Here is a 26,369-nt window from a genome sequence, read left to right on the forward strand (position 1 = left end):
AACCACGAGTAGTCACATGAACGCGCTTTACTCAATCACGATGCACTTCGTCATCTAAGGAAAGCCAACCGGCCGCTTTGAGCGCCTCTTGGAGTCTTACGAAGAAACATTTAGCGATCATGACGTCCGGCAACAGCGGGCTTGTGATCACCGAGGCACCCGTGCTAGCGAGGCGCGTTTGGAATAAACCATCGGCGAGCAGCGCGCTCAGCACGAGCACCGGTGTCTGGATTTCGGTGGAGAGCAGATCCTGGATCAGCGGCTTGGCGCCGGCGCAGTAAGCGACCTGCACTTCGCGTCCAAGCTCGACCGAGAGCCGTTCTGCCAGTTTCCGGACCTGTAGCTGGCCTTTTTCTAGTCGGGTTCCGGCCGCGGCTAGAACAACGCTTGGGTGCTCTGCAAGATGAGCTTGCGCGCGTTGCGCCAAGACTTTGGCAAGATCCGGCAAGGAGCCAAGCGGGGCGGCCGCGGTGGTGTTGGCTCTGGCCGCTACCGCGCCGGCGATGTCATAGGTCGTATGCACTCCGTCTGCCACCAGCAGCGGCAAGACCACTGCCGGTTCATCTGCGGGCAGTGAGCCGAGCACTTCGGGAAGCCGCGGCTGCTGGACATCTACATAGGCTTCATGCCACACCAGCTCGGTGAGCCCGGCGTCGCGTGCCAGCTCTTCGAGCTGTGCGCGCAGCTCGTGGATCAGCTGCTGGCCGCGTTCATTATCGGTGCCGTGCGAAGCGGCAAGTACGTGTATTCGTCCCATATTAGGTGTCCTAGCCCTTGCGGATCAGCTTGTGATTGGCGGCCTGAGCCTGCGGACGGATCACGATTTCGTCGAGGTTCACATGGGCCGGCGCGCTGACCGCGTAGCGGATCACCTCGGCCACGTCTTCGGCGGTCAATGGTTCGGCGACCCCGGCGTAGACGTTCTCCGCGGCTTCCTTGCTTCCCAGCCGGCGTAATGCGAATTCTTCGGTCTGCACCAGACCCGGAAGGATCTCGATGACGCGAATCCCGTTTTCGACTTCCTCCAGGCGCAACGCCTGGCTCATGGCGCGCTGCGCCGACTTTGCAGCGTTATATCCGCTGCCGCCTTCGTAGCTGGCCAATGCCGCGGTGGAGGTGACATTCAGGATTGTGCCACCGGTGGTGCGCAGCGACGGCAGCAGCGCTCGGGTCAGCCGCATGGTGCCCATGACGTTCGACTGCCACATGAACTCCCAATCTTCGTCTTTGGCCTCGGCCCAGTAGTCGCTGCCGCGTGCGCCGCCTGCGCAGTTCACCAGCGTGTCCGCACCGCCTTGTTCGGCGACGCTGAGCACCAGTGCGTCCACCTCGGACTGCACGCTCACGTCGGCGGCCAAGGCAATCGCACCGCTCTCCGCGGCCAGGGCGTTGAGCCGCTCGGCACGGCGGGCCACGGCGAAGACCTTCCAGCCTTGTGCGCGAAGTGCGCGCACCGTTGCCTGTCCGATGCCGCTGGACGCGCCGGTGACGAGGGCCGAACGGGAGATTTCAGTATTTTGCGAAGTAGTCATACCCCAACCTTAGAACTTCGCGGCTTCGGGGCGTGCGGCGATGAATTTGTCTTACGCGAAGACTTTCTGCGTTTCTAGTTCTCCGGCGGCCCTGCCTGGCTTGGGCCAAGCCTAGGCAAACTCTTCTGGGACGAGTGCACTATTGGCTCTGGCCCTTTGACGCTCTCCGTGCACAGCGTTGCTGGTCAAGTGGCCGAGACCATGGATCACAATGCCCGGCTCCCCGGCAAAGCATGGAAGAATGGAACCATGGCAGAAGACAACTTGGGCACAGACACGCCCGCAACGGTTTCCGTTCCTGACAAGCCCGCTTTGGAAGGCTTGGAGGAACGTCTTTCGTCCCGGTGGCGCACCGAGGGCACCTATCACTTCAACGAGGACACGACCCGCGAGGCCGTTTACTCCATCGACACTCCCCCACCGACCGCTTCGGGTTCCCTGCACGTAGGACACATGTTCTCCTACACGCAGACCGACGTGTTGGCTCGCTTCCAGCGCATGAGCGGCAAGAACGTGTTCTACCCGTTGGGCTGGGATGACAACGGCCTGCCCACCGAGCGTCGCGTGCAGAACTACTATGGCGTTCGCTGCGATCCGACCAAGCCGTACATCGAGGGCTACCGCCCGCCGGAGTCCCCGGCGAAGAACCAGCGCGACTGGGATGTGGTGAGCCGCAAGAACTTCATTGAACTCTGCGAAGAATTGGCGGTCGAAGACGAGAAGGTCTTCGAGCACCTGTTCAGCACCTTGGGCCTGTCCGTGGACTGGCGCATGACCTACCGCACCATCGATGACAATTCCCGCGCCGTATCGCAGCGCGCCTTCCTGGAAAACCTGGCGGAGGGCGATGCCTACATGGCAGAGGCGCCTACCCTGTGGGATGTTACTTTCCGCACCGCGGTGGCCCAGGCGGAACTCGAAGACCGCGAAATGCCCGGTGCCTACTACCGCTACGCATTCAATGCCGAAGGCGGCGAGCAGGTTTTCATCGAGACCACCCGCCCGGAGCTGCTCGCGGCCTGCGCAGGTCTTGTGGCCCACCCCGAAGACGAGCGTTACAAGCACCTCTTCGGCAAGACCGTCACCTCGCCAATCTTCGGCGTACCGGTGACCGTCTACCCGCACCCGCTGGCCCAGCCAGACAAGGGTTCGGGTATCGCCATGGTCTGCACCTTCGGCGACCTGACCGACGTCACCTGGTGGCGCGAACTGCAGCTTCCAACCCGTGCCATCATCGGCCGAGACGGCCGAATCCTGGCCGACACCCCGGAGTGGATCAGCACCGAAGCCGGCCAGGCCGCCTACGCAGAGATCGCGGCCAAGACCGTATTCTCCGCCAAGGAAAGCGTCGTCAAGATGCTCACCGAGGCGGATCTGCTCGATGGCGAGCCGAAGAAGGTCTCCCGTCCGGTGAACTTCTTTGAAAAGGGCGACAAGCCACTGGAGATCGTCACCTCGCGTCAGTGGTACATCCGCAATGGCGGGCGCGACGAAGAGCGCCGCACCCAGATGATCGCGCGCGGCGAGCAGATCGATTTCCATCCTTCGTTCATGCGCTCGCGCTACGAGAACTGGGTCTCGGGACTAAATGGCGACTGGCTGGTTTCCCGCCAGCGCTTCTTCGGCGTGCCGGTACCTGTTTGGTACAAGGTCGACGAACAGGGCGAACCGGATTACGATGCTCCGATCTTGCCCGAGATAGCGCAGCTTCCGGTTGACCCGGCTGCCGACGCTCCGGCAGGATTCACCGAGGATCAGCGCGGCGTGGCCGGCGGCTTCATCGGTGACGCAGATGTGCTCGATACCTGGGCTACCAGCTCGCTGACTCCACAGATCGCGGGCCGCTGGGGACGCGACGACCAGTTCTTCTCCAAGGTCTATCCCTTCGATCTGCGCCCGCAGGGCCACGACATCATCCGCACCTGGCTGTTCTCCACCGCCGTGCGCGCAGATGCGCTGCACAACGATGTCCCATGGAAGCATGCGGCCATCTCCGGTTGGATCCTGGATCCAGATCGCAAGAAGATGTCCAAGTCCAAGGGCAACGTTGTGGTTCCGAACGAGGTTCTGGAGAAGTTCGGTTCTGACGCCGTGCGCTACTGGGCAGCCAGCGCCAAGCTGGGCGCGGACACCGCCTACGAGATCAACCAGATGAAAATCGGTCGCCGCTTGGCGATCAAGATTCTCAACGCCTCGAAGTTCGTCTTGAACCTGGGCGCCACCGAGGCCAATGTGCTCACCGATGACGCATCGGTGGTGGCCAACGGCCTGGACCGCTCGCTGCTTCTGCGTCTGTCCACGGTCATCCGGGACGCACAGCGTGCCTTTGAGAATTACGACTACGCCCGTGCCTTGGACATCACCGAGTCCTTCTTCTGGTCATTCACCGACGATTACGTCGAGCTGGTCAAGGATCGCGCCTACGGCGGTCATGGTGCAGAGGAGCAGGCTAGCGTCCTGGCAACTCTGGCTACGACCTTGGATTCGGTGCTGCGTTTGTTCGCACCGTTCCTGCCGTTCGCTACCGAAGAGGTTTGGGGCTGGTGGCGCACCGGTTCGGTGCACCTGTCGCAGTGGCCGAGTTCCGCGCACCTGACGGCCGCTACCGAAGGCGCCGACGCAACGGTTCTCCCAACCGTCGGCATGGCACTTTCTGGCATCCGCAAGGCCAAGTCGGACGCTAAGGTCAAGCAGCGCACCGAGGTCCTCTCCGGTGAGATCCATGCACCGGCGGTTCAGGTTGAACAGCTGCGGGCCGGCTTCGCCGACCTCAAGTCGGCCGGCAACGCACGCGAACTGACTTTGGTTGAGGCCAAAGGCGAGCTGAGCGTAGTGAACGTGGAATTGGCTCCCGCAGAAGAAGCCTAGTCTTCGAAAACAGCGTGTGAAGAAGGCCGTCGAGATTCTCTCGACGGCCTTCTTCATGCCTGAGCCGTTCCACGAATCGACCTTCGAAGACGATGCCGAAGTCGCTTGTTGGTTCTCAACGCCTTGATATTATTTATTCATGCCTTAGAGTCAAGGGGTACGCTCATACTACGTATTCAAGCTGCTCTCCAGGGAGGCTCGCATGACTACCACGCCGGAAGACCCAAATGACTCCGATCCGCTCAGCGAGGGCCATCGCTCGACCCCCTCGCCTGGCGAATCAACGACGCCCCCTTCCAGTTCAGAACCGGCTGGACCATATCCGGGACAGGTGAATGACCCGCAGCAGGGCTACCAGGGGCAAAACCCGGATGAGAACCTCCAACGGATTCAGCTCAACGGCTGGCTATCTGCATTCTTCGGCATTATCCCGGCGCTGATCTTCTTTATCATCGACAAGGAACGCACCAATCCGATAGTGCGAGACTTCCATCGAGATACCCTGAATTTCAGCATCATCCGCGCGATCATCGGCTTGTTGGCGCTCCTGCCCGTGGTCGGCTGGGTCATCGGTCTGCTCGGTGGCCTCATCTGCTTCGTGGTGGCCATCGTGGCCGCAGTTAATGCTCCGAACGAGTATCAGGCAGGTCGTTCTTACAGGTATCCCTTCAATTTCACGTTCGTGAGCTAGCCAAGTAGCCGCGTTGCGGGCGATACCTAGCGTGCTGCTCTCGAACCTGTCGGTTCGAGAGCAGCACGCGTTAACCAGAATGTCCAGCGACAGGGTCAGTTGCCGTCCTCATCCTTGCTTTGCCCGGTTGGGCTTGGTATTACTACCTGCATCGGCTTGGCATCCTGCTTTCGCATGTCGTTAAAATATGCAAGCTGTTCGCTGACCGTTTGATCCAACTTTTGCCTAGTGCGCTTTTCGCTGGCACATTCCCCAGCGGCTTCATCCTCTGCTTGCATCCCCTGCTCCTCAACGGATTTGGGCGGAATGTCGTCACTGACATTCCGCCCAAATCACGTCCTGCTAGTTCTGAGCTGCGTTATATGCCTGCTCAACGACCGATCCCCAGTAGGGGCCGAACATCGTGTTACGCACTCCACTGTAACCGAAGCTGTTGACGGAGTTCTGGTATCCATCGGAACCGCCGAGGAACCATGGGCCGCCGGAGGATCCGCCCGTCATGTCGCAGGGAATGCCTTGGGACTGCGACTGTCCGTAGGGATCATCAGTGGCAGATCCACTACAGGACTGCAAAGTTTCACCGTTGAACGGGGTCGCGGCGGGGTATCCGAAAGCTGTGTAGCTCAATCCGCGCGCCTGGTTGAAGGCTACGCCCGAAGCTCCAACCTGATCTGCGAGGCTTACCCCGCTGTTGTCGGTGACCACCGCGAAGGCGGTGTCGTAGCTGATGTCTCCGCCGTTGCTCCACTGGGTTGGGGTGACCAGTTCGGTAGCCGCGAAGGAGCCATAGGGTGCGTTGCCGTTTTCATAGGCTGGAACGAACACCCATCGAGTTGCGAAGGCGCCCGGTCCTTCATTGGCGCAGTGGCCGGCAGTGGACACGGTCGATTCATTGGCCGAGACAACCGAGTTGCCCGAGCAAACGTAATCAGATCCGCCGAGGGTGAAGAACACCTTGCCGATATGGGACACCGGAGTGACTGCAGATCCCTTTTTCGGCTTGTTGGCGTTCTCGTTGCGCTTCAGCGCTTCCTGGCCGGCAATCTTCTTTGATTTGCCCGCCTTCAGTGGCGCGTTTGAGGCTGCTTTACCGTGGGCGAGGCTGTCAGCGGACTTGGCGTTTTCCATGCGCTCAGAAGTCCAGTAACTCATTGCATTTTCCGCCTGCGACAAGGTAATGCTTGTCGACTCGATCTTGTCCGTGGGGGCTGTGGGGGCAGCCATAGCCATCGATGCACTTCCACCGATGAGTCCGCCGGCCAGCAAAAGCGCGGCGAAAGCTCTGCCCTTGTTTTTGCCCTTCTTTGGACCACGATCTTCGTATCTATCTTGCACGATTTCTCCCTATCTGGCGGATGGGGGCCGCCATCGAAAGCATGTGCCGAAGCACCTGTGGGAGTTAGTCAAACACATCTTTCAGGCATTACCTAGGGGTTTCCAACAAGAAATTTGACAGTCCATTGTCGCTACCGTCAAAAAATATGAAACGGATTTTTTCCTACTAATAACTTCTGCGGGAGACAATCACGGCCCCGAAAACCAGGGCGCGCCTTTTGCCTTGGGGTTGCATTCGCTACTCACCAGTAATTTCCGGGAACCGCCAATCCCAACTGCCGATCGACTGAACCAGCTACTCTGAGGAGGAGCGGCAATAATTTATGAAAGCTCCGCGACGCACTTCACATTATTTACATAGAAGATTCACATATATTTTTTCAGGACAATTAGCAAGAAATGAAACATTAACTCACGACTAGTCAGTGAAAGCGCTCCCCCAAGATGCGCAGGGTTACTTATAATCCGTCGCGAACTAACCGCGCAAGAGCCATGGGAAGCCGGACCTATCGCTTAGCCCCTGCCAAAGACAAAAGGGTCCAGCCAAGAAATTTTTGGCTGGACCCTTTGGTGTTGGAAGCAAACCCGGATTATTCGAAGATTGGGCTTTCGGTCCGACTACGCTTCATCTCGAAAAAGTATGGGAATGAAGCAAGCTGCGCTGCAGCGTCAAACATCTTGCCTGCGTCTTCTCCGGTTGGAATACGGGTGATAACCGGCCCAAAGAAGGCGACACCATCCACAGCGATGATTGGCGTTCCTACATCTTGGCCGACCTTGGAGATGCCTACCTCGTGGCTTGCGCGAAGTGCAACGTCATTTTCATCGGTATTCGCCGCATCTGCGAGTTCGGCAGGCAGACCTACCTTCGCAAGTGCCCGGGCGATCACCTCGTCACGATCTGAAACCTTCTCGTGATGGAAAAGTTCACCCATGGCGGTATAGAGCTTGTCGATCACTTGATCGCCATGATCTTGGGCGGCCTTGATCACGACGCGGACCGGTCCCCAAGACTTATCCATGGAAGCGCGGTAGTCTTCCGGAAGTTCCCGTCCTTCGTTGAGCACCGATAAGCTCATAACATTCCAGCTCACGTCGATGTCGCGGACCTTTTCAACTTCCTTGATCCAGCGGCTAGTCGCCCAGGCAAAGGGGCAAATTGGGTCAAACCAGAAATCAACTTGAGTGCGCTTGGGCATGAACCCTCAACTTTCTACCGATAACTCAGCGGGATTTTAAACTATGCGGACTTCTTGTTTCGCTTGGCAGCGACCTCGTGTGAAAGAAGTAGCGGTGCTTCACGGTTCATCACCGTGCCACGGGTGACAACCACTTCGGCAATTTCTTCAAGGCTTGGCAGTTCAAACATGATCCCGCCAAGGCTCTCTTCCAAAATGGCACGAAGCCCGCGAGCACCAGTTTCACGTTCGATGGCCAGCTCAGCGACCGCATCCAATGCCTGCGGTTCGAAGCTCAGCTCCACACCGTCCATGCGGAACATTTTTTGGTATTGCTTGACCAAAGCGTTCTTGGGCTCAGTCAAGACCCGAACCAGGGATTCGCGGTCAAGGTGTTCGACCGTGGTGATCACCGGCAGTCGCCCGACAAACTCGGGTATCAAACCGAATTTCAGCAGATCCTCAGGACGAACATCGGAGTACGACGGGGTTTCAGATTTCAGCGCGGTCAAGGGCGCACCGAAGCCGATTCCCTTACGTCCCGCGCGCGAGGAAATGATCTCTTCGAGCCCTGCAAAAGCGCCAGCTACGATGAACAAAATGTTTGTCGTGTCCAACTGCAAGAAGTCTTGATGCGGATGCTTGCGTCCCCCCTGTGGCGGGACTGCGGCAACGGTACCTTCAAGGATTTTCAGCAATGCCTGCTGGACGCCTTCACCCGAGACATCGCGAGTAATCGACGGATTCTCGCTCTTTCGCGAGATCTTGTCGATTTCGTCGATGTAGATAATGCCTGTCTCGGCCTTCTTCACATCGAAGTCTGCGGCTTGGATTAACTTGAGCAGAATGTTTTCAACGTCTTCGCCAACGTAGCCAGCCTCGGTCAGGCTGGTCGCATCTGCAACGGCGAACGGAACGTTGAGTTTTTTGGCCAGTGACTGCGCCAAATAGGTCTTACCGCAACCGGTGGGACCTATCAACATGATGTTGGATTTTGAGACCTCAACATCGTCCAGTGGGTTGTCACTGTTTAAAGCAGCGACCGGAGCATGCTCCTGGGTGCCATGAATTCGTTTGTAGTGGTTGTACACGGCTACGGACAGTGCGCGCTTCGCGTTCTCCTGGCCGATCACGTACTCCTCTAGGGAGTTGAAGATCTCAAGCGGTTTTGGCAGCGAGAAATCTTCGGAGACCTGTTCTTCAGCAAACTCCTCTGCAATGATTTCATTGCACAGTTCGATGCATTCAGTACAGATGTAGACTCCGTGGCCTGCAATTAGCTTCTTAACCTGCTTTTGGCTCTTTCCGCAGAAAGAACACTTCAACAGATCCGAGCCTTCGCCCATTCGTCCCATCGCACCGATCTCCTGTTTGCTTGAGTTGCCGTGGACTATCCCAATTCTAGGTCAGATAACCCCAAAATTAGCTGAATATGGCGGTCTACCTGTGTGGTGTCCTCCTCTTGTGGAGAACGCACCAACAAGGTAAACCGCCAATACTCAATGATTATTCCGCGTAAGGCCTAGTTACCGAGCTGAGCGCGGTTTACCTTGCGTGGGGTAAGTACTTCGTCAACGATGCCATATTCCTTGGCGTCGGCGGCAGTCATGAATAGGTCGCGCTCCACGTCGTCGCGAACCTTCTCCACGGACTGGCCCGAGTGCCCGGCAATGGTCTCTTCCAGCCACGCGCGCATGCGCATTACCTCTTCGGCCTGGATCTGCAGGTCCGTTGCGGTACCGCGTTCGCCCCCGCCCATCGATGGCTGGTGGATCAGCACGCGGGCGTTTGGCAGCGCCAGACGCTTGCCCGGGGTGCCGGCGGCCAGCAATACAGCTGCTGCTGAGGCTGCCTGGCCGAGGCAAACGGTCTGCACCTCTGGGCGAATGAACTGGATCGTGTCATAGATCGCGGTCATTGCGGTGAACGAGCCGCCCGGTGAGTTGATGTACAAGGTGACATCGCGCTCCGGGTCCATGGATTCGAGCACCAGTAGCTGTGCCATCACGTCATCTGCCGACGCGTCGTCGACCTGGGCGCCGAGGAAGATAATGCGATCTTCGAACAGCTTGGCGTATGGATCCTGGCGCTTGAACCCGTATGGGGTGCGCTCTTCGAACTGTGGCAGGATGTAGCGGGCCGACGGCGTCTGACCGCTGATGGCTTCCGGATTGAAGTTCATGGTTTTCTCCTAGGACAAATCTTTGGGATTCAGGCGGATGAGTAAGACCGACTACTTGGCGGTATCGACGCCGCCGCCACCGGTGACCGTGCCGGCATGCATGGCGATCTGATCGTAGAAGCCGTACTTCAGGCCCTCTTCAGCGGTGAACCACTTATCGCGCTGGTTATCGATAAGGATCTGCTCAACGCTCTGACCGGTCTGCTCGGCAGTCAGGTCGCTCATGACCTTCTTCATGTGCATGATCAGCTCGGCCTGGATCTTAATATCAGAGGCGGTACCGCCGATGCCGCCGGAAGGCTGGTGCATCAGGATGCGGGCGTTCGGCGTAGCGTAGCGTTTGCCCGGAGTGCCCGAGGACAACAGGAACTGGCCCATCGAAGCGGCCAGGCCGGTTGCAACGGTGACGACATCGTTGGGAATGTACTGCATGGTGTCGTAGATAGCCATGCCCGCGGTGATGGAGCCACCTGGAGAGTTGATGTAAAGGTAGATGTCCTTTTCAGGATCTTCCGCCGAAAGCAACAGCAACTGCGAGCAAATAGCGTTCGCATTGTCGTCGCGGACCTCGGAGCCCAGCCAGATGATGCGCTCTTTGAGCAGGCGGTTGTAGATGTAATCCTCACGGCCGGCCGGGTCAACGGTGGCCATGGTGGGAGTGCGCGAATCATTTGACATGTTCTCTACCTCTTCCAAACGTGTAGATCAGATTTTGAAACTCTATTTCGAATCTCAAAGCTGCAACTGGTTACTTTGAGATTACTGACTTCAACCCGGCCTTGGGGCGTTTCATGCCCCGTTTTCGCTCACGGCGCATGAGTACACCGAGAGCGAACAAAAAATGGCCGCCTGCCAGCTTGTTTCCAAGCTGGCAGGCGGCCATCTATATTCCGGGGACTACTTGGCCTCGGTGGTCTCCTCGACCGCTACAGCTTCTTCTTCGCCAGCTGGCTTCACGAAGGAAGTCAGATCCACTGCGGCACCGTTCGAGTCGGTGACGGTTGCGAATTCCAGCACCTTGGCAAGTGCCTTGCGACGGCGAACTTCGCCCATCAGCATTGGGACCTGACCGGCGCCGTCCAGCATCTGTGCGAACTGGTTCGGTTCCATGCCGTACTGACCTGCGGTCTGCACGATGTAGTCGATCAACTCGGACTGCTCAACGCCAACTTCCTCGGCGTCTGCGACGGCGTCAAGGATGATTTCGTTCTTGAATGCACGCTCGGTGTTCCCGCGAACCTCTTCGCGGTGCTCCTCGGTGTCGTGGTCAGCTTCAGCGTCTGGTGCGTTGAAGTGCTGCTCGATCTGCTCTTCGATCACCGATGCAGGCACAGGGACCTCGATCAGTTCGACCAACTTGTCCAAGACGAGCTCGCGGGCCTCAACACCCTGCTCGACAATCTTGCCCTCAGCAGCATCGTTGGACAGCGACTCGCGCAATTCAGCGATGGTGTCGTATTCGGAAGCAAGCTGAGCGAAGTCGTCATTCGCTTCTGGCAGTTCGCGCGACTTCACGGCGGAGACGACAACGTTGACGGTTGCGGTCTTGCCTGCGTGCTCGCCACCGGCAAGGGTGGTCTCGAAGGTTGCGTCTTCGCCAGCGGACAGGCCGGTAACAGCCTCGTCCATGCCCTCAAGCATGTTGCCCGAACCCACCTGGTAGGACAGGCCCTGTGCAGCGTCAACCTCTTCGCCCTCAACCGAAGCGGTCAGGTCGAGAGTGACGAAGGAATCTGCAGCTGCTGGTGCTTCAACATCCTTCAGGGTGCCGAAGCGACCGCGCAGGTCGTCAAGGGCCTTCTCGATATCTTCGTCGGCAACTTCCTTCGCCTCGACGGAGACCTCGATGCCCTTGTAGTCAGGCAGTTCAACCTTCGGACGGATATCAACTTCGAAGGTGAAGACCAGCTGGCCTTCGCCTTCCTTCTCGATGGAAGGAAGCTCGGTGATGTCAACCTCTGGGCGAGACAGCGGGGTCAGCTCGTGCTCGACCATGGCCTTCTGATAGAAGTCGTTCAGCCCCTCGTTCACAGCGGTTTCAATGACGTAACCGCGACCAACGCGCTGATCGATCATGCGAGTTGGAACCTTGCCCTTGCGGAAGCCTGGAACCTGAATCTGCTGAGCGATGGTCTTGTACGCCTCATCGACGCGGGGCTTCAGTTCCTCATAAGGAACCTCAACGTTCAGTTTCACCCGAGTCGGGTTGACGTTTTCGACGGCGCTCTTCACAGCGTTGTACTCCTGAGTGTCTAAGAATTAGGTCTGATCTGCAAAAAACCCCGCAACATGGTGGCGTTGCGGGGTTATTCGACAGAGTCGGGGTGACAGGATTCGAACCTGCGACCTCACGCTCCCAAAGCGCGCGCTCTAGCCAAGCTGAGCTACACCCCGATTAGCAGTGATTAGTCTAACCTGAGTTATCCTTTATCCACTAATCGTTTGTGATGCATACCAGCAACTTTTCACAGTTCCCGGTGATCACCAGAGCTAAATTATATTTAGTTCTCGATTTCATGAGATATAAACCGAAGTTCTTATTTCACGAGTCGGGGTAACAGGATTCGAACCTGCGACCTCACGCTCCCAAAGCGCGCGCTCTAGCCAAGCTGAGCTATACCCCGTTGAACACCTAGTGAAAATCCCTTTTCACCTGAGTCAACATCTTGCGAATCGTTGCTGGGTTTTTGTTATCCCTGCGTGATCACAAGAAATAAATTTACACGGGTTCGCGCGAAATGCAAAATCGGCATCCTGCTGGCAATTATCAACAACTTCAGCGAATTTACGCGGAATTTACCGCCTTGACGTCTCTTTTTAGCGCAAATCAGCGAAAAAGGTGAGGTGAGTAACAGGAAATTTGAACGTTTTTCATCGCTTTTGCACTCAGTTCATCCAGCAAGTTCCACGATGGCTGTAGCCGCCGAACCGCACCAGACGGGACATTCCATGGACTCCGCGCAGTCAATCCATCGGGGCTACGATCACCCTATGGCAATTACTTGGGCACTGACCTTTGACTGCAATGCACCGGCGGATCAAGCGAAATTCTGGAAAGTGGCGCTTGATTATGCGGACGCTCCCCCGCCACCAGGTTTCACTTCTTGGACCGACTGGCTTATCGCTTGCGATGTGCCAGAGGACGAATGGGACGACGGGGCAGTGATTTGCGATCCCACCGGGGAAGGCCCGCAAATTTCGATGCTAAAGGTCCCGGAGGGGAAAACCGCAAAGAACCGGATTCATCTAGATCTGAAAGTTGGCCTAGGGCGGAAGCAACCCGCGCACTTGCGCCGGCAACGGATCGAAGAGAAGGTTGGGCTGCTTCTGAGCCTGGGAGCTAGTGAACTGGCGCGGCACTACATGAATGGTGAACTGGATCATGTGGTTCTTGCAGACCCCGAAGGAAATGAATTCTGCGTGGTTTAAGTAGCATTCGACCCTCGGCGCAAAAAAAGGTCCCGCATCAGCGGGACCTTTTTATTTGGAGGGGATGACGGGAATCGAACCCGCATCATTAGTTTGGAAGACTAAGGCTTTACCACTAAGCTACATCCCCACATTTCGTGACTTCATCGCCGCGAACAGAATTTAGTCTAGACCATAAATCTAGGTCCATGCAAATCGGCTGATTTGGGTTCCGACTTGGACGCATCCTCTATAGCACCACGTGGAGCCCGGTGGGGCGATAACGCGCCGAGGGGCCAGGATCTCCTGAGTGATTCCGCACCCACGCATCCAGATGCCTAGCGTGAAGCGTCTTTGCTGCGCGGCAACTTCTGGCACCGCGGACACCAGTACAGTTTCCGACCAGCCACTTCTTCGAGTCTTATGCTCCCTGGGCACTTGCGACAGCCCATCCCCTGACGCTGATAAACGTAGTAGGCGTTGTCCGGCCAGAGCACGCCTTCAGGATCGCGATCCTCTTCGCGAGTGGTAATGATCTTTCCATCGCGGACCCCGTCCTCCATGATGGCGACAATATCCCACCACAATCTGTTGGCGGTTCGCCCGGAAAGCTGGTTGGACGGAAGGCTTGGGCAAACACGATTCCGGAATAGCGCCTCGGCGCGATAAATATTCCCAACACCGCTGATCAGGTTCTGATTCATCAACGCGACGCCGATGGGTGTGCTGGTGCGCGCGAGATTGACTCGAAACTCCCTGAGCCCTGCGTCCAAGTATCGCTGGTCTACGCCTGGTTCCACCTGCCCCTTGGCAGCTTGAAAACGCGCGGATGCCCCCGCCAGCGGATCCGGCCCAAGCTTCGCTAGCTGCCGTTGCACCTGATCGATGTCCAAGACTTCGCATGCGGTAGGTCCACGTAGATCCGCCCAGCCATGCTTGGATACGATGCGAGCACGGACCGCTCCGATTGGAGCAGGCGGTCCGGAGTACGACGCAGTCTCCTGCATGCTGGCTTCGCGCTCGCCTATGCGTCGTGGAGCGCCGATGGACGATGCACCAGCGAATAGGCTGTCGCCGCCAAAGTCGAAAGCCCCATAGAGGCCTAAGTGCACCCGCAGATATAGGTCGTTGGAGAAGCGGCAAAACAGTTGCTTCCCTTTGGCGAAGGCGTGCTCTAGCTCGTGGCCGTCAATGCGAGCGGCATCCGATGCAAAGCGCCCTTGGGGCGAAGAAACCTGTACCGCCTGTCCACCAAAGACATCGTCGAATTGGCGGGACAGGCGATGCAGGGAATGTCCTTCAGGCACAGTTAGTCGATAACCTCGCCGGTTGTTTCATACGAGGCGATTTTGCCGATGCGGCGCACATGTCGTTCGGCGTCGCTAAAAGGTTCAGCCAGGAATGCTTCGATTAGCTCAGCGGCTTCCACCACCGAGTGCTGGCGTCCGCCAACGGCGATGACATTTGCATTGTTGTGCTCGCGAGCAAGCTTCGCGGTATCAAGGTTCCACGCTAGCGCTGCGCGCACGCCTTCCACCTTGTTCGCAGCAATCTGTTCGCCATTGCCCGATCCGCCGAGGACGATACCCAAGGCGTCTAGCCCCGCGCGCTGATCCGCAACGACAGCTTGGGCCGCGTTAATGCAGAAAGCTGGGTAATCATCTTCTGGATCATAGGCCTCCGGCCCGTGATTGACCATTTCGTACCCTCGGTCCGTGAGGTGCTTGACCAAGAAGTCGCTCAGTTCCAGACCTGCGTGGTCAGTGGCGATATGCACGCGCATGTTTTATTGCCTCATTCATTGGGAGGAAAGCCGGTTTAATGCTCCCTCAAGCTTAGCGACCCCCGGGACATAGAATCTAACTCTGCAATGATTCGCAGTGTCTGTGACACCTCATATGAGCACGCACTATTTTGCCAGTCATAAAAAATTTTGCGGTCAAGGACTTGCGTGCTCCCCCGTTGCCAGTGACACAATGGAGGAAGTTATTCAATATTCGTTTCAGAAACTGAGGCGATGTCACTTCATCGCCTGAAGACGGAGAGCCCAATGCCCGGAATGAACCTCACGCGCGCCGAAGCAACCGAGCGCGCGAATCTGATCAATGTCGACAGCTACGAGGTGAGTCTGGACCTAACCCAGGGCGACCGCGTATTCACTTCCCGCACTACCGTACGTTTCACCGCGAGCCCGGGAGCAAACAGCTTCATCGACGCGATCACCGACACCGTCCGTTCGGTGGTCCTCAACGGCACCGAGCTGGATCCAGCAGTCGTCTCCGACGGTGTACGGATCCAGCTTCCAGAACTCGCGGCACAGAACGTGCTGGTGATCGACGCCGATGCGCGCTATATGAACACTGGCGAGGGACTGCACCGATTTGTAGACCCAGTCGACCAGGAGGTATATCTCTACTCCCAGTTTGAGGTCGCCGACTGCCGCCGCATGTTCGCCGTATTCGAACAGCCGGACCTTAAAGCCACCTTCCAGTTCTCGGTGAAGGCCCCGACGAAGTGGAACGTTGTTTCAAACGCGCCAACACCTCAGCCAGTGGTCGATGGCCAGGCCTCACGTTGGGATTTCCCGGCCACTCAACGCATCTCTTGCTACATCACCGCACTGATCGCAGGACCCTACGAGGTTGCAAGGGATTCGCTGGTCTCGTCCGACGGCCGCACCATAGAGCTTGGAGTCTTTGCCCGCGCCTCGATGATGCAGTATTTGGATACCGAAGATATCGTCACCATCACCCGCCAGGGATTCGAATTCTACGAAAAGAACTTCGGAGTGGCATATCCGTTTGAAAAGTACGATCAGCTTTTCGTTCCGGAATTTAATGCCGGAGCCATGGAGAACGCCGGAGCCGTTACCTTCCTCGAAGAATATATCTTCCGCTCCCGTCCGACCCACGCCATGGTGGAACGCCGAGCGATCACCATCCTGCACGAACTGGCTCACATGTGGTTCGGCGACTTGGTCACCATGAAGTGGTGGAATGACCTTTGGCTCAATGAATCCTTCGCGGAGTTCATGTCGGCCCTTGCCGCGGCGCAGAATACCGAGTTCACCAGTTCTTGGACCACCTTCAACATCATGGAAAAGAACTGGGCCTACCGCCAGGACCAGCTTCCGAGCACCCATCCGATCGTTGCCGAGATCAACGATTTGGAAGATGTGGAAGTCAACTTCGACGGCATCACCTATGCCAAGGGCGCTTCGGTGCTGCGCCAGCTGGTGGCCTTCGTTGGCCAAGAAGAATTCATGGCCGGTGTGCGCGAGTATTTCAAAAAGCATGCATGGTCCAACACCGAGCTGCCAGACTTGCTGACCGAGCTTGAGTCGGCAAGCGGGCGTGATTTGAGCGATTGGGGCACCTCCTGGTTGGAGACCGCCGGCGTGAATACTTTGAAGGCGGACATTTCCACCGATGATTCCGGATGCATCACCGGATTCACCATTAACCAGTCGGCCATCGAACAGTTCCCAACACTGCGCAAGCACCGGCTGGCGGTAGGCTTCTACACCCTCGATGAGCAGGGCAAGCTCGTCCGCGTACACCGCGAGGAGCTCGATGTTGCTGGCCCGGCCACCGAAGTTCCGGCGCTTGTAGGAATGCAGCGCCCCGATCTGGTCTTGCTTAACGACGATGACCTGACCTACACCAAGATTCGTCTGGATGAGATCTCGCTGGCTACCGCCAGCGAGCACTTGAAGGACTTCACCGAGTCATTGCCGCGCACCTTGGTGTGGAGCGCAGCTTGGGATGCGGTGCGCGATGCTGAGACCCCGGCTAGCGCCTATGTGCAACTGCTGCTCAACAATATCGGACACGAAATTGATTCCTCGGTGATCATGGTGCTGTTGCGCCAGCTGAATACCGCAATGGATTACTACGTATCCGGCGACAAAGCCAAGGAGCTATCGGTGCAAGCCGCCGATCGCCTGTGGGAATTGGCGCAGCGGGCCGAATCAGGTTCCGATGCCCAGCTTCAGTTCGCCAAGGCCTTTGCGCATCGTTCGCGCACCGCGGCCCAGCTCGACCAGGTGGCCGGCTTGCTCAATGGCACGGTTCTGTTGCAGGGCCTTACCCTCGACACCGATCTGCGCTGGTCCTTGGCGATCGCGTTGTCTGCCGGGTCCCGCATGGATGAGAAAGCCCTCGACGCGATGCTCGCAAGCGATGACACCGCTAAGGGCAAGGCAAGCTGGTTCACCGCCCGGGCAGCTCGACCGACAGCCGAGGCGAAGGCCGAGGCCTTCGCCGCAGCGACCTCGGCGACACTATCCAATGATCAGCAAGGCGCGGTGATATCCGGATTCAATATTGCCCACGATAACTCGCTGCTCGAAAGCTATACCGAGGATTACTTTAATCTGCTGATTGATGCGTGGGAGAACTTTTCCCATGAAATGGCGAAGCAGATCGTGCTCGGTTTCTACCCTTCCTCTATGGTCTCCGTGCAGACCATCGAACGCACCGATGCGTTTTTGTCGGCGCTAGGTGAAAAGCATCCGGCCATGCGCCGACTGTTGGTTGAAAGCAAAGCAGATGTGGTTCGGGCGCTGGCCGCACAGGCCACGGACGCCGAAGCCTAACTTTTAGTTTGCACCGGTGGTGTGCGGTGTGGCTCGATGGGGTTATGGTACCTAGTAGGTACGGAAACCAGCCATTGTGCCACACCGCACACCACAAGCATTTTAAAGGGTGGGAGAATAGCAGCATGGACCTCTCGCAGCACAGCTATCGAGTCGACATAGAGTGGACAGGTAATCACGGAGCTGGCACCACCAGCTATCGTGACTACGGCCGTGAGCACATCATCCGCGCGGCCGGGCTACCCGACATCGCGGGCACGGCCGATCCGACTTTTCATGGCAGCCCCGATCGCTGGAACCCCGAACAGCTCTTGTTGGCGGCCTTGAGCCAATGCCATATGCTCTCCTATCTCCATGTAGCCGTGACCCATGGAGTTGTTGTCACCAGCTATCAGGACCAGGCTTCCGGTAGCTTGCGGTTGAACCGAGATAACAGTGGAGAATTTACCGAGGTGATTCTCCGCCCGCAGGTTCAGTTAGCCGATGAGTCCCAACGAGAACTCGCGGATTCTCTCCATCAGCAAGCCAATAAGGTATGTTTCATCGCTAGATCCGTGAATTTTCCGGTTCTCCATGAACCAGTTGCCGCTTAATTTCAGGAAAGTACCCATGAGCGATTTGAACCCACTGCCCCACACCGTGAAGCGGGATCCCATGACCAATCCGGTGGTTACCGGTCCGTCGAGTGAAGAATTCCTGCAATTGGCGCAGGCACCGGTGGATGCGTCCGACTACGCCGGAACCTTCTACGCGGAAGTAGGCGGCCGCGAAGTCTTTGCGCAGCTGAGCAAAAACTTCTACGCCTCCGTTGCAGAAGACGCGGAATTCCGGGAAATGTATCCGGAGAAGGATCTCTTCCCCGCGCAAATTCGATTACAGCTGTTCCTTGAGCAGTACTGGGGCGGCCCGACATCATACTCGGAGCACCGCGGGCATCCACGCCTGCGCATGCGCCACATGCCTTACCTCGTCAACCCGCATAATCGAGATGTTTGGCTCGGGCATATGAATAAGGCTATCGATCAGCTGGAGCTGCCAATGCTTCATGCCGAGACGCTGCGAGAATATTTTGATCGCGCGGCGCACTCCTTGCTCAACGCATCAAGCTAAATTCTCGATAGGCAGTCCGCGCCGGGACTACCGGCGCGGATTTCGCCTCTAGGCAAGCAGGGCTGAACGGCGCAGCAGCACATGTCCCAGGCCGTTGCTGACTCGAATCCAGTTCCCCTGGCGCAGTACACGGCTTTCGCCGCCGGGGGTCAGGAATCCCAAGGCATGCATCGCGAATGCGGCGCCAAGCGGTAGAGGTGGCTCGGTGTTCTCCAGCTCGGAAGACCAAACCCGCTGGCGGATTTGCGCTACGACAGGTTTCCCCGGATTAGCAGGTAAAGCTTGGGCTACCGCGTCAATACCTGTCTGCGTGGCTGCGGATAGAACGTCATCAGGAACGCTCCCAGCATCTTCCCACCCAGACATTGGAACGGTAATACCTGCCCACCTGGGATTTTCTTCCACTGGCGGCAACACGAATTCGGTGGATGCATCGCCCATTCGCGCCAAGCGATCCTGAATTGCGGAGAAAGAATAGCAAGCATTTACCGCGCCCGCCACGGCTAACCGATGCACACGCATACCAAGAATGGTGTAATTGCCCTGGCCTAGCTCGGCCGGGACTAGAACCGGAACATAAACCGCAAGGGCAGTGCCTCTAGCGGTCAGCAAGGCTCCGTCATCTTCAATTGCCTTAGCCCTGCTCAGCAGGTTGGCTAAATCGCTTACTGAATTGGAATCTTCAAAAACAAGTGCGTCACTGACCATAGGCCAATCGTCTCATGACTTGATCCTAATCATCCGGCGCAAGCAAGCATTTTCGTCATATGCCGGCTCCGTCGTGCGGTGCTGTCGCGAGATTCTTGACACTTGTCACGATAGAGTTTTCAAAGTCATCGCAAGCACGTCAAGGAGTCATTATCGTGACAGAGGAACTAGGCACTACTCAGATCCTGCTAGATCTCTTGGATCTAGACGGAGACGACCGGGCGCGTACGGATGAAGATATCTTCATCGGCCATACTCCCAAACAGTCTCGAACCCGAGTCTTCGGTGGCCAGGTCCTGGCCCAATCTGTGGTTGCTGGATCACGCACCGTTCCCGATGGACGGGCAATTCATTCAATGCATGGTTACTTCCTGCGTCCAGGTGATGCATCGCAGAACATCACCTTCGGTGTCCAGCGGCTGCGTGACGGGCGTTCATTCTCGGCGAGACGAGTACATGCTTATCAAAACGGCGTGCCCATCCTGTCCATGATTGCTTCTTTCCAGGAGCCTGCTTCCGGCCTGGATCATCACGATCCGGTGCCATTTGACGTGCCGGCTCCGGAGACTTTGCGCACAACGGCGGAAATTATCGGCAAGTTCGACCACCCGGTTGCTCGTGAATGGGCTTACGAGCGGCCTTTTGATATGCGTCACATCACCGAACCGGTTTATCTTCCCGGCTATGACCAGCACGAGGCCATGGCAGCGGTATGGATGCGCACCACCGCCCCGATGCCCGATGATCCAATGCTGCACCGCGCCGCGCTGGCCTACGCCAGCGACTACATGCTGCTTGAACCGGTGCTTCGAGGACATGGAGTCAGTTGGATTCATCGTGGCCTGAGTATCGCCAGCTTGGACCATGCCATGTGGTGGCATCGTGAATTCCGGGCCGACGAGTGGTTGCTCTACGTACTGCGATCACCGAGCGCTTCTTCGGCTCGTGGCCTCGGCACGGGGCAGGTTTTCAATGCTGCCGGTGAACTGGTAGCAACCGTAGCTCAAGAGGGCATGGTGAGACTTCCAGAATTCTTGTCCGAAGACGAATAGCCTCGGTTCGCGCTCGATCCCAATCAGTCCCCTGATGCGGCACGCAACGATGGACAGGCTCTTTGGTTACTTGTTCTTTGGCGAGGAGAATCAGACGCGCCAAGAAACGGGGCTAGGAATGGGCAGAAGTCGTCGCGTGGCCGTTAATGTCGGCAGAACACCTGAACTCGTTGCTTAAATATCGCTCTCGGCATCCCCGGTTTCCAGTCTTCGGGCGCCGGCTCCTTCTTGGGCGAGCGCGTCCTCTGGATTCAGCAGCAAGCAAGCTTGCATCGAAAGGCACCCGCAACCGATGCAGCCCATGAGCCTGTCTTCTAATTCTTCGATTGCTCGCCGGCGGCGCTCGAGGACCCGCTTCCATTCGTTGGATGCGCGTTGCCAGTCCTTCTCAGAGGGAATTTTATCCATTGGCACCGGCTCAAGAGCGTGCCGGATGTCCGCCAGAGGAATACCGAGCTTGCTGCCGACGGTAATCAGCGAAATGCGTCGAAGCATATGGCGTGGGTAACGTCGCTGATTGCCGGATGTTCTGGTCGAACAGATCAATCCAATTTCTTCATAGTAGTGCAGCGCTGATTTTGCCACGCCGGTGCGTTCGCTGACGTGTCCAATCCCGAGCAGCTCCTGGCCGGGTTCTACATGTTCCGCCATGTTTGCTTCCCTATGCCCCTCATCACTGTCCAGTAGCTTGACCTCAAGTTTACTTGAGGTTCTAGGCTAATGGGTAGATGGTGTCCATGCACACAGATACTTTTCGAATAGGAACCATGGATCGCGAAGATTCAGCAAGCGAAGGACTACTTACATATGAAGAATTTGTCGGCTGATTTCCGCGATGCATTTCGCGCACACCCTGCGGGTGTAGCCTTAATCACCGCAACGGTAGCTGGCATTCCCTACGGACTAACCATCTCCAGTCTGGCATCGCTGTCCATCGAGCCTGTAGCGGTTTCTTTTTCACTCACCAAAGAATCCGGAGCCGCAGGTGCGGTACTTTCCGCAAGCTCTTTCATGATTCACATGCTGGGCGAAGACCATTCGGAGCTTGCCGACAATTTCGCCCGCCCCGGCGCTCCTCGCTTCACACCCGAACAGGGTTGGTCCTATCTGCCAACCGGCGAGCCTCACTTCGACCAGGCGCCCGTGTCCATGCGTGCACAGATTCACTCGTCGATTAGCGTCGGCGGTTCGCGGCTGATAGCGGCAGAGATCCTTCAAGTCATCACGGGAGAGCCAGTCCAGCACCTGATGTACCAGAACCGCGAATACCTGAAGCTGCCTTCGCTGCTCGATGCATCGGCACCGCGTAAATAATCAAGGCTTGCGGCGGCAACGTTACTTAGATAGCCCAAAGGCCACCACGAAAATAATTCGTGGTGGCCTTTGGCTTCGACTCAGACTTAGTCGCGAGTCAGGCGACGGTGGGTCACGCGATGCGGCTTAGCTGCGTCGGCCCCCAACCGTTCAACCTTATTGTCTTCGTAAGACTGGAAGTTTCCTTCGAACCAGTACCAGTTCGATGGGTTTTCTTCCGTACCCTCGTAGGACAAGATATGGGTTGCGACCCGGTCCAGGAACCAACGGTCGTGCGAGACGACCACTGCGCAACCGGGGAACTCGAGAAGAGCATTTTCCAGTGACGAGAGAGTTTCAACGTCAAGGTCGTTTGTAGGCTCATCGAGGAGCAAGAGGTTTCCGCCCTGCTTCAGGGTCAATGCAAGGTTCAGACGGTTACGCTCACCACCGGAGAGGACACCGGCCTTCTTCTGCTGGTCTGGGCCCTTGAAGCCGAATGCCGAGACATAGGCACGCGATGGCATCTCAACCTGACCGACCTGAATGTAGTCCAGGCCTTCCGAAACTACTTCCCATAGGGACTTTGTCGGATCAATGTTTTCGCGGTTCTGGTCAACATAGGAAATCTTGACGGTATCACCGATCTTCAGCGTGCCCCCATCGAGTTCTTCCATGCCAACAATGGTCTTGAACAGAGTCGATTTACCAACACCGTTAGGACCGATCACACCGACGATGCCATTTCGAGGAAGTGAGAAGGACAGTCCGTCGATTAGCACACGTTCGCCGAAGCCCTTGTTCAAGTCCTGGGCTTCGATGACGACCTGACCCAAGCGTGGACCAGGTGGAATCTGGATCTCTTCGAAGTCAAGCTTGCGGGTGCGCTCGGCCTCCGCAGCCATTTCTTCATAGCGGGCCAGACGAGCCTTCGACTTCGTCTGGCGTCCCTTGGCGTTGGAGCGCACCCAGTCGAGCTCTTCGGCCAGACGCTTGGCAAGCTTCTGGTCCTTTTTGCCCTGTACCTCCATACGCTCGCGCTTCTTCTCCAGGTAGGTGGAGTAGTTGCCCTCGTATGGGTGCAGGCGACCGCGGTCAACTTCACAGATCCACTCTGCGACGTGATCCAGGAAGTAACGGTCGTGGGTTACGGCCAAAACCGCGCCCGGGTAGGCTGCCAGGTGCTGTTCGAGCCACAGTACGGACTCGGCGTCCAAGTGGTTAGTAGGCTCATCGAGGAGCAACAGGTCTGGCTTCTGCAGCAGCAATTTGCACAGCGCGACGCGTCGACGCTCACCACCGGAGAGGTGGGTGACCATTTCGTCGCCCGGCGGGCAACGCAGGGCATCCATTGCCTGTTCGAGCTGGTTGTCGATGTCCCAAGCATCGGCGGCGTCAATAGCCTCCTGGAGCTTGCCCATCTCTTCTAGCAAGGTGTCGAAATCGGCACCTTCCTGAGCCATCTCTTCTGAGATTTCGTTGAATCGGGTGATCTTTTCATAGATCTCACCGACGCCTTCCTGGACGTTGCCCAGGACGGTCTTTTCTTCGTTGAGGGGTGGTTCCTGCAGCAAGATGCCCACAGAGTAACCAGGTGAAAGACGTGCCTCACCATTGGACGGGGTATCGATTCCCGCCATAATCTTCAGGATCGTTGACTTACCAGCACCGTTAGGACCCACGACACCAATTTTGGCGCCCGGGTAGAAGGACATGCTGACATCGTCAAGGATGACTTTGTCACCAACGGCCTTGCGAGCCTTGGTCATCGTGTAAATAAATTCCGCCATGGTCTTAAGGCTAGTGCCTCAGAGGGTGCAAATCCGAATCCACACACCACTATTTTGCTCCAGTGGTGCCCGGTTTCACACGTTTTCCCGCGACACCACTGAATGCAGAGGATTTACGCTGCGTCGGTGTCCCTTTCAGGCCACGAGCCACCGGTATTCTCGCTCATGGGATGGTTGCGCGATTCGATTTGGGAGGGATGTGGCGAACGTTCAATGTCTCCCGAGGCGGTTCGCACTTTAGTGAAGTGCGAAGTCCCGAACTTCAGGTCATGGCCGAACGAGAAGGCCTCAATATCAGCGCTCGTTCCGCGCGATCCATCCGCCCGTTCGAACTGGCGAATTTGGAGCTTGCCGATGATGACAATGTGGTCGCCCTGCTCCAACGACTCCATCCCATTCTCGGCCAGCCCTCGGAAAGCACTGACGGAGAACCAGTTGGTTCCGGCATCGACCCATTGCCCGGTTTCAGGGTCCTTTTTGCGTTCGTGAGTCACCGCACGAAATTTGAGCACCGCAAGCCCCTGCGGGGTGATACTCAATTGTGGCTCTGTTCCAATTACTGCACGGATGGTCACAAGATCACTCATGACGTTCTTCTCCTTTGGTCCTGCCCCGGGAGCGGCCCCGGGCTTCAGTCCATGCTGAGCCCCTGCCCATTGGATCCAGTACTCTTCAGCTCATTCTGTGGATAACTTGGATCGGTTCTTGCCCGGAAGGCTCCGAATAGCACCATCACCAAAATCACCGCCCCAGGCAAGATCCAACCCGACCAGCCCAGGATTGAGGCCTTGGTCGAATCAAGCATTGACCCCATCATCATGAACAGCGATACCAACCCCACGCTGGCATTGAAGACGCCATGAGCAAATGCGGCAGGCCAGACGGAGCCACTGAACGTGCGCAGCCAGGCAAAAAATGCCCCTACAACGATGCACATTCCGCACATCGCGGCAAGGCCCCACGCGCCCTTGGCGAATGGGTAGTTGTATCCCAATAAGATCAATGGAGCATGCCAGATACCCCAAATAACACCTGAAATCAAAATTGCGGGCACCTGCCCTATTGGCTGCAGTTTTGGCCATAGCCATCCACGCCAACCGATCTCTTCACCCAGGGCAGGAATGAGGTTCATTAATCCGGCAACGAGGATGATTCCTGCCTGGCCAAGCAAATATCTGCCGGGTCCGTCGGTCCCCGCCACGAAGTTCAAGACCATGAACTGGTTCAAGTCTCCGGGGAAGACCCCTAGCCACGTTCCAATGATTGGCGCCTGAACTATCAGGACGATCGGCAATAGGTAGGCAAGCAGCACTGCGAGCAGAAATCGCGTGGGCTTGCCAAGCGGAAGCAGTCCGGATTCCTTCAAGAATTGTTTTCCGCGACGTTGAAGCAAGCTCATACACAGGGCAGCGACAGCGGGCGTCAGCATCATACCCATGGCGATCCACATGAATTGCGGATGATGAAGGCCCGAGCCTTGCCACAACGGCAAAGCGACGAGCCACGCGAGCCCTAAACTTATGGCCGTATAACAGGCGATGCTTTTCAGACCGCCAATTCTCCATCGCTGCATACAAAGATTCCCTACTCAACGCCCAACAAAGCGGTCCTACTACAACACTAGCGTCTCCGGTTAGAGATCTTGCTTGTCAATGGGCTAAACTAATTTTCGGTTACGCCTCCGTAGCTCAGCTGGATAGAGCAAGAGCCTTCTAATCTCTAGGTCGCCGGTTCGAATCCGGCCGGGGGTACCAAATTAAACCGTCGCTCTCTTGGTAAAACAAGTGAGCGGCGGTTTTTCTTTTCGAATCGAGAAAGAGGCCGCCTTAGCGGGCTTTGACCATAGTTTTGTTTTTCAGCCCCAAGCCATGGCATCTTTTCAGATTTGCGCATCACCAAATGAAGTATTCCTCAGACCAGGATTCAGGCCTGCAACAGTCCACCACGTTCGCGATCACATCATGTCGCTTCAGGGCTAATGCGCTTGCCCGCCGAGATTGCACTCCTGCCCGTGGATCGTCACTGGCAGTCCCGCAACAATTTGATTCGAAAACTCCTAGTTTCACCCCTGCCCCAGGCCGCATCGCTTGCATGGCGCCTTCGTGGCGCTTCGCCAATCGCTTTATTGCCGATAGAAATCCTCATGCTCAGCGGCTTAGAACGAACTCCGGCTAGCCGAACACCGGGACTAAAAGTATCCGATACTTAGAGTTTCATCGGAGCCCCCTAAAAGTGCGCTAGCAGTACTCGGAATCGCATAGATTTTAGTTTCAACTTTTTTGAAACTGGGATAAACTCAAGGTGCTGTACAAATCAGGAGGAACCGGTAAATGGCGCTCATCGCCCCCGCTCGAGCAAAGCCGGTATTCGGCGAACGCTTAAGCGTTAACCTGATCTTTTTGATTGCTGGTTTATCCTTTGCCTCCTGGGCGGGCCGACTTTCGATCTTCGCCATGATCTTTGATTTTTCTGGCTCTCGGCTCGGGGCTTTCCTCTTTTGCATGACCGCCGGAACACTGGCCGGCATCACGTTTGCACCGGCACTGAGCCGAAGAATCTCGGCCAAGAACTTGCTCTTGGTGTTGCCGATAATCCTTGCCCTAATACTTGTCGGGCTAGGAATGT

25 protein-coding genes and 4 tRNA genes are annotated in these 26,369 nt (G+C 56.9%); 9 read left to right on the forward strand and 20 right to left on the reverse strand.

Annotated elements, in window-relative coordinates; all coding sequences use genetic code 11:
- Nucleotides 1–31 precede the first annotated feature (31 nt).
- Complete coding sequence (locus tag CIK76_RS07655; protein ID WP_096285056.1) at nt 32–757, reverse strand: CbiX/SirB N-terminal domain-containing protein; 726 nt, start codon at nt 755–757, stop codon at nt 32–34.
- A gap of 10 nt (nt 758–767) precedes the next feature.
- Complete coding sequence (locus CIK76_RS07660; protein ID WP_096285058.1) at nt 768–1,532, reverse strand: SDR family oxidoreductase; 765 nt, start codon at nt 1,530–1,532, stop codon at nt 768–770.
- 249 nt (nt 1,533–1,781) lie between these two features.
- On the opposite strand from CIK76_RS07660, the gene valS reads away from it, so the two are divergent.
- On the forward strand, nt 1,782–4,400 hold the full coding sequence (gene valS / locus CIK76_RS07665) for a valine--tRNA ligase (RefSeq protein ID WP_096285060.1): 2,619 nt from the start codon (nt 1,782–1,784) through the stop codon (nt 4,398–4,400).
- Nucleotides 4,401–4,602: 202 nt separating this feature from the next.
- Nucleotides 4,603–5,091, forward strand: a complete 489-nt coding sequence (locus CIK76_RS07670) for a DUF4870 domain-containing protein (RefSeq protein WP_096285062.1) — start codon at nt 4,603–4,605, stop codon at nt 5,089–5,091.
- A 95-nt stretch (nt 5,092–5,186) separates the two neighbouring features.
- Here CIK76_RS07670 and CIK76_RS07675 read toward each other — a convergent pair whose 3' ends face one another.
- The 9 genes from CIK76_RS07675 to CIK76_RS07715 form a co-directional block, all read right to left on the reverse strand.
- Nucleotides 5,187–5,369, reverse strand: a complete 183-nt coding sequence (locus tag CIK76_RS07675; protein ID WP_096285064.1) for a hypothetical protein — start codon at nt 5,367–5,369, stop codon at nt 5,187–5,189.
- A 64-nt stretch (nt 5,370–5,433) separates the two neighbouring features.
- A complete protein-coding gene (locus CIK76_RS07680; RefSeq protein ID WP_096285066.1) occupies nt 5,434–6,426 on the reverse strand; it encodes a hypothetical protein in 993 nt (330 codons plus the stop codon).
- A gap of 590 nt (nt 6,427–7,016) precedes the next feature.
- Complete coding sequence (locus tag CIK76_RS07685; RefSeq protein ID WP_096285068.1) at nt 7,017–7,625, reverse strand: DsbA family protein; 609 nt, start codon at nt 7,623–7,625, stop codon at nt 7,017–7,019.
- Nucleotides 7,626–7,666: 41 nt separating this feature from the next.
- Nucleotides 7,667–8,959 (reverse strand): ATP-dependent Clp protease ATP-binding subunit ClpX, encoded by a 1,293-nt coding sequence (gene clpX / locus CIK76_RS07690; RefSeq protein ID WP_096285070.1) that lies wholly within the window; start codon nt 8,957–8,959, stop codon nt 7,667–7,669.
- A gap of 167 nt (nt 8,960–9,126) precedes the next feature.
- Complete coding sequence (locus tag CIK76_RS07695) at nt 9,127–9,786, reverse strand: ATP-dependent Clp protease proteolytic subunit (protein WP_096285072.1); 660 nt, start codon at nt 9,784–9,786, stop codon at nt 9,127–9,129.
- Between the two features lie 51 nt (nt 9,787–9,837).
- Nucleotides 9,838–10,437 carry an ATP-dependent Clp protease proteolytic subunit gene (locus tag CIK76_RS07700; protein WP_096285303.1) on the reverse strand — a complete coding sequence of 200 codons (600 nt, stop codon included), beginning with the start codon at nt 10,435–10,437 and terminating at the stop codon, nt 9,838–9,840.
- Between the two features lie 246 nt (nt 10,438–10,683).
- The gene (gene tig, locus CIK76_RS07705) at nt 10,684–12,018 is read right to left on the reverse strand and encodes a trigger factor (RefSeq protein ID WP_096285074.1); all 1,335 of its coding nucleotides are present in this window, start codon (nt 12,016–12,018) and stop codon (nt 10,684–10,686) included.
- 87 nt (nt 12,019–12,105) lie between these two features.
- Nucleotides 12,106–12,180 (reverse strand) — tRNA-Pro (locus CIK76_RS07710).
- A gap of 155 nt (nt 12,181–12,335) precedes the next feature.
- Nucleotides 12,336–12,410, reverse strand: a tRNA-Pro gene (locus tag CIK76_RS07715).
- Nucleotides 12,411–12,630: 220 nt separating this feature from the next.
- On the opposite strand from CIK76_RS07715, the gene CIK76_RS07720 reads away from it, so the two are divergent.
- Entirely contained in the window at nt 12,631–13,215 is a 585-nt protein-coding gene (locus CIK76_RS07720; protein ID WP_255248391.1) for a VOC family protein, read from the forward strand.
- Between the two features lie 56 nt (nt 13,216–13,271).
- On the opposite strand, the gene CIK76_RS07725 is transcribed toward CIK76_RS07720, so the two are convergent.
- The 3 genes from CIK76_RS07725 to CIK76_RS07735 form a co-directional block, all read right to left on the reverse strand.
- A tRNA-Gly gene (locus CIK76_RS07725) sits at nt 13,272–13,345 on the reverse strand.
- 187 nt (nt 13,346–13,532) lie between these two features.
- Nucleotides 13,533–14,501: a DNA glycosylase gene (locus CIK76_RS07730; RefSeq protein ID WP_096285076.1), complete on the reverse strand. Its 969-nt coding sequence runs from the start codon at nt 14,499–14,501 to the stop codon at nt 13,533–13,535.
- 2 nt (nt 14,502–14,503) lie between these two features.
- A complete protein-coding gene (locus CIK76_RS07735) occupies nt 14,504–14,977 on the reverse strand; it encodes a ribose-5-phosphate isomerase (protein WP_096285078.1) in 474 nt (157 codons plus the stop codon).
- A 267-nt stretch (nt 14,978–15,244) separates the two neighbouring features.
- On the opposite strand from CIK76_RS07735, the gene pepN reads away from it, so the two are divergent.
- From pepN to CIK76_RS07750, 3 genes are all read left to right on the forward strand, one after another.
- Nucleotides 15,245–17,791: an aminopeptidase N gene (gene pepN / locus CIK76_RS07740; protein WP_096285080.1), complete on the forward strand. Its 2,547-nt coding sequence runs from the start codon at nt 15,245–15,247 to the stop codon at nt 17,789–17,791.
- A 125-nt stretch (nt 17,792–17,916) separates the two neighbouring features.
- The gene (locus CIK76_RS07745; protein WP_096285082.1) at nt 17,917–18,384 is read left to right on the forward strand and encodes an OsmC family protein; all 468 of its coding nucleotides are present in this window, start codon (nt 17,917–17,919) and stop codon (nt 18,382–18,384) included.
- 16 nt (nt 18,385–18,400) lie between these two features.
- Nucleotides 18,401–18,901 (forward strand): globin, encoded by a 501-nt coding sequence (locus tag CIK76_RS07750; RefSeq protein WP_275542576.1) that lies wholly within the window; start codon nt 18,401–18,403, stop codon nt 18,899–18,901.
- A gap of 48 nt (nt 18,902–18,949) precedes the next feature.
- Here CIK76_RS07750 and CIK76_RS07755 read toward each other — a convergent pair whose 3' ends face one another.
- On the reverse strand, nt 18,950–19,609 hold the full coding sequence (locus CIK76_RS07755; protein ID WP_096285084.1) for a hypothetical protein: 660 nt from the start codon (nt 19,607–19,609) through the stop codon (nt 18,950–18,952).
- A gap of 155 nt (nt 19,610–19,764) precedes the next feature.
- On the opposite strand from CIK76_RS07755, the gene CIK76_RS07760 reads away from it, so the two are divergent.
- Nucleotides 19,765–20,661 carry an acyl-CoA thioesterase II gene (locus CIK76_RS07760; protein ID WP_255248392.1) on the forward strand — a complete coding sequence of 299 codons (897 nt, stop codon included), beginning with the start codon at nt 19,765–19,767 and terminating at the stop codon, nt 20,659–20,661.
- A 174-nt stretch (nt 20,662–20,835) separates the two neighbouring features.
- Here the strand turns inward: CIK76_RS07760 and soxR are convergent, their stop codons facing one another.
- Nucleotides 20,836–21,312, reverse strand: a complete 477-nt coding sequence (gene soxR / locus CIK76_RS07765; protein WP_096285088.1) for a redox-sensitive transcriptional activator SoxR — start codon at nt 21,310–21,312, stop codon at nt 20,836–20,838.
- A gap of 156 nt (nt 21,313–21,468) precedes the next feature.
- Here soxR and CIK76_RS07770 point away from each other — a divergent pair, with 156 nt between their 5' ends.
- Nucleotides 21,469–21,975 (forward strand): flavin reductase family protein, encoded by a 507-nt coding sequence (locus CIK76_RS07770; RefSeq protein WP_255248393.1) that lies wholly within the window; start codon nt 21,469–21,471, stop codon nt 21,973–21,975.
- Between the two features lie 86 nt (nt 21,976–22,061).
- Here CIK76_RS07770 and ettA read toward each other — a convergent pair whose 3' ends face one another.
- From ettA to CIK76_RS07785, 3 genes are all read right to left on the reverse strand, one after another.
- The gene (gene ettA, locus CIK76_RS07775; protein WP_096285090.1) at nt 22,062–23,744 is read right to left on the reverse strand and encodes an energy-dependent translational throttle protein EttA; all 1,683 of its coding nucleotides are present in this window, start codon (nt 23,742–23,744) and stop codon (nt 22,062–22,064) included.
- A gap of 113 nt (nt 23,745–23,857) precedes the next feature.
- Nucleotides 23,858–24,331, reverse strand: coding sequence for a single-stranded DNA-binding protein (locus tag CIK76_RS07780; RefSeq protein WP_096285092.1), 474 nt, complete (start codon nt 24,329–24,331; stop codon nt 23,858–23,860).
- Between the two features lie 44 nt (nt 24,332–24,375).
- Complete coding sequence (locus CIK76_RS07785; RefSeq protein ID WP_217990358.1) at nt 24,376–25,143, reverse strand: CPBP family intramembrane glutamic endopeptidase; 768 nt, start codon at nt 25,141–25,143, stop codon at nt 24,376–24,378.
- A gap of 278 nt (nt 25,144–25,421) precedes the next feature.
- Between CIK76_RS07785 and CIK76_RS07790 the strand changes: the two genes are divergently transcribed.
- A tRNA-Arg gene (locus CIK76_RS07790) sits at nt 25,422–25,498 on the forward strand.
- A 542-nt stretch (nt 25,499–26,040) separates the two neighbouring features.
- Here CIK76_RS07790 and CIK76_RS19345 read toward each other — a convergent pair.
- Nucleotides 26,041–26,310, reverse strand: coding sequence for a hypothetical protein (locus CIK76_RS19345; RefSeq protein ID WP_176484130.1), 270 nt, complete (start codon nt 26,308–26,310; stop codon nt 26,041–26,043).
- Between the last annotated feature and the right edge of the window lie 59 nt (nt 26,311–26,369).

The sequence above is a fragment of the Glutamicibacter sp. BW80 genome (assembly GCF_002332385.1).
Lineage (GTDB): Bacteria > Actinomycetota > Actinomycetes > Actinomycetales > Micrococcaceae > Glutamicibacter.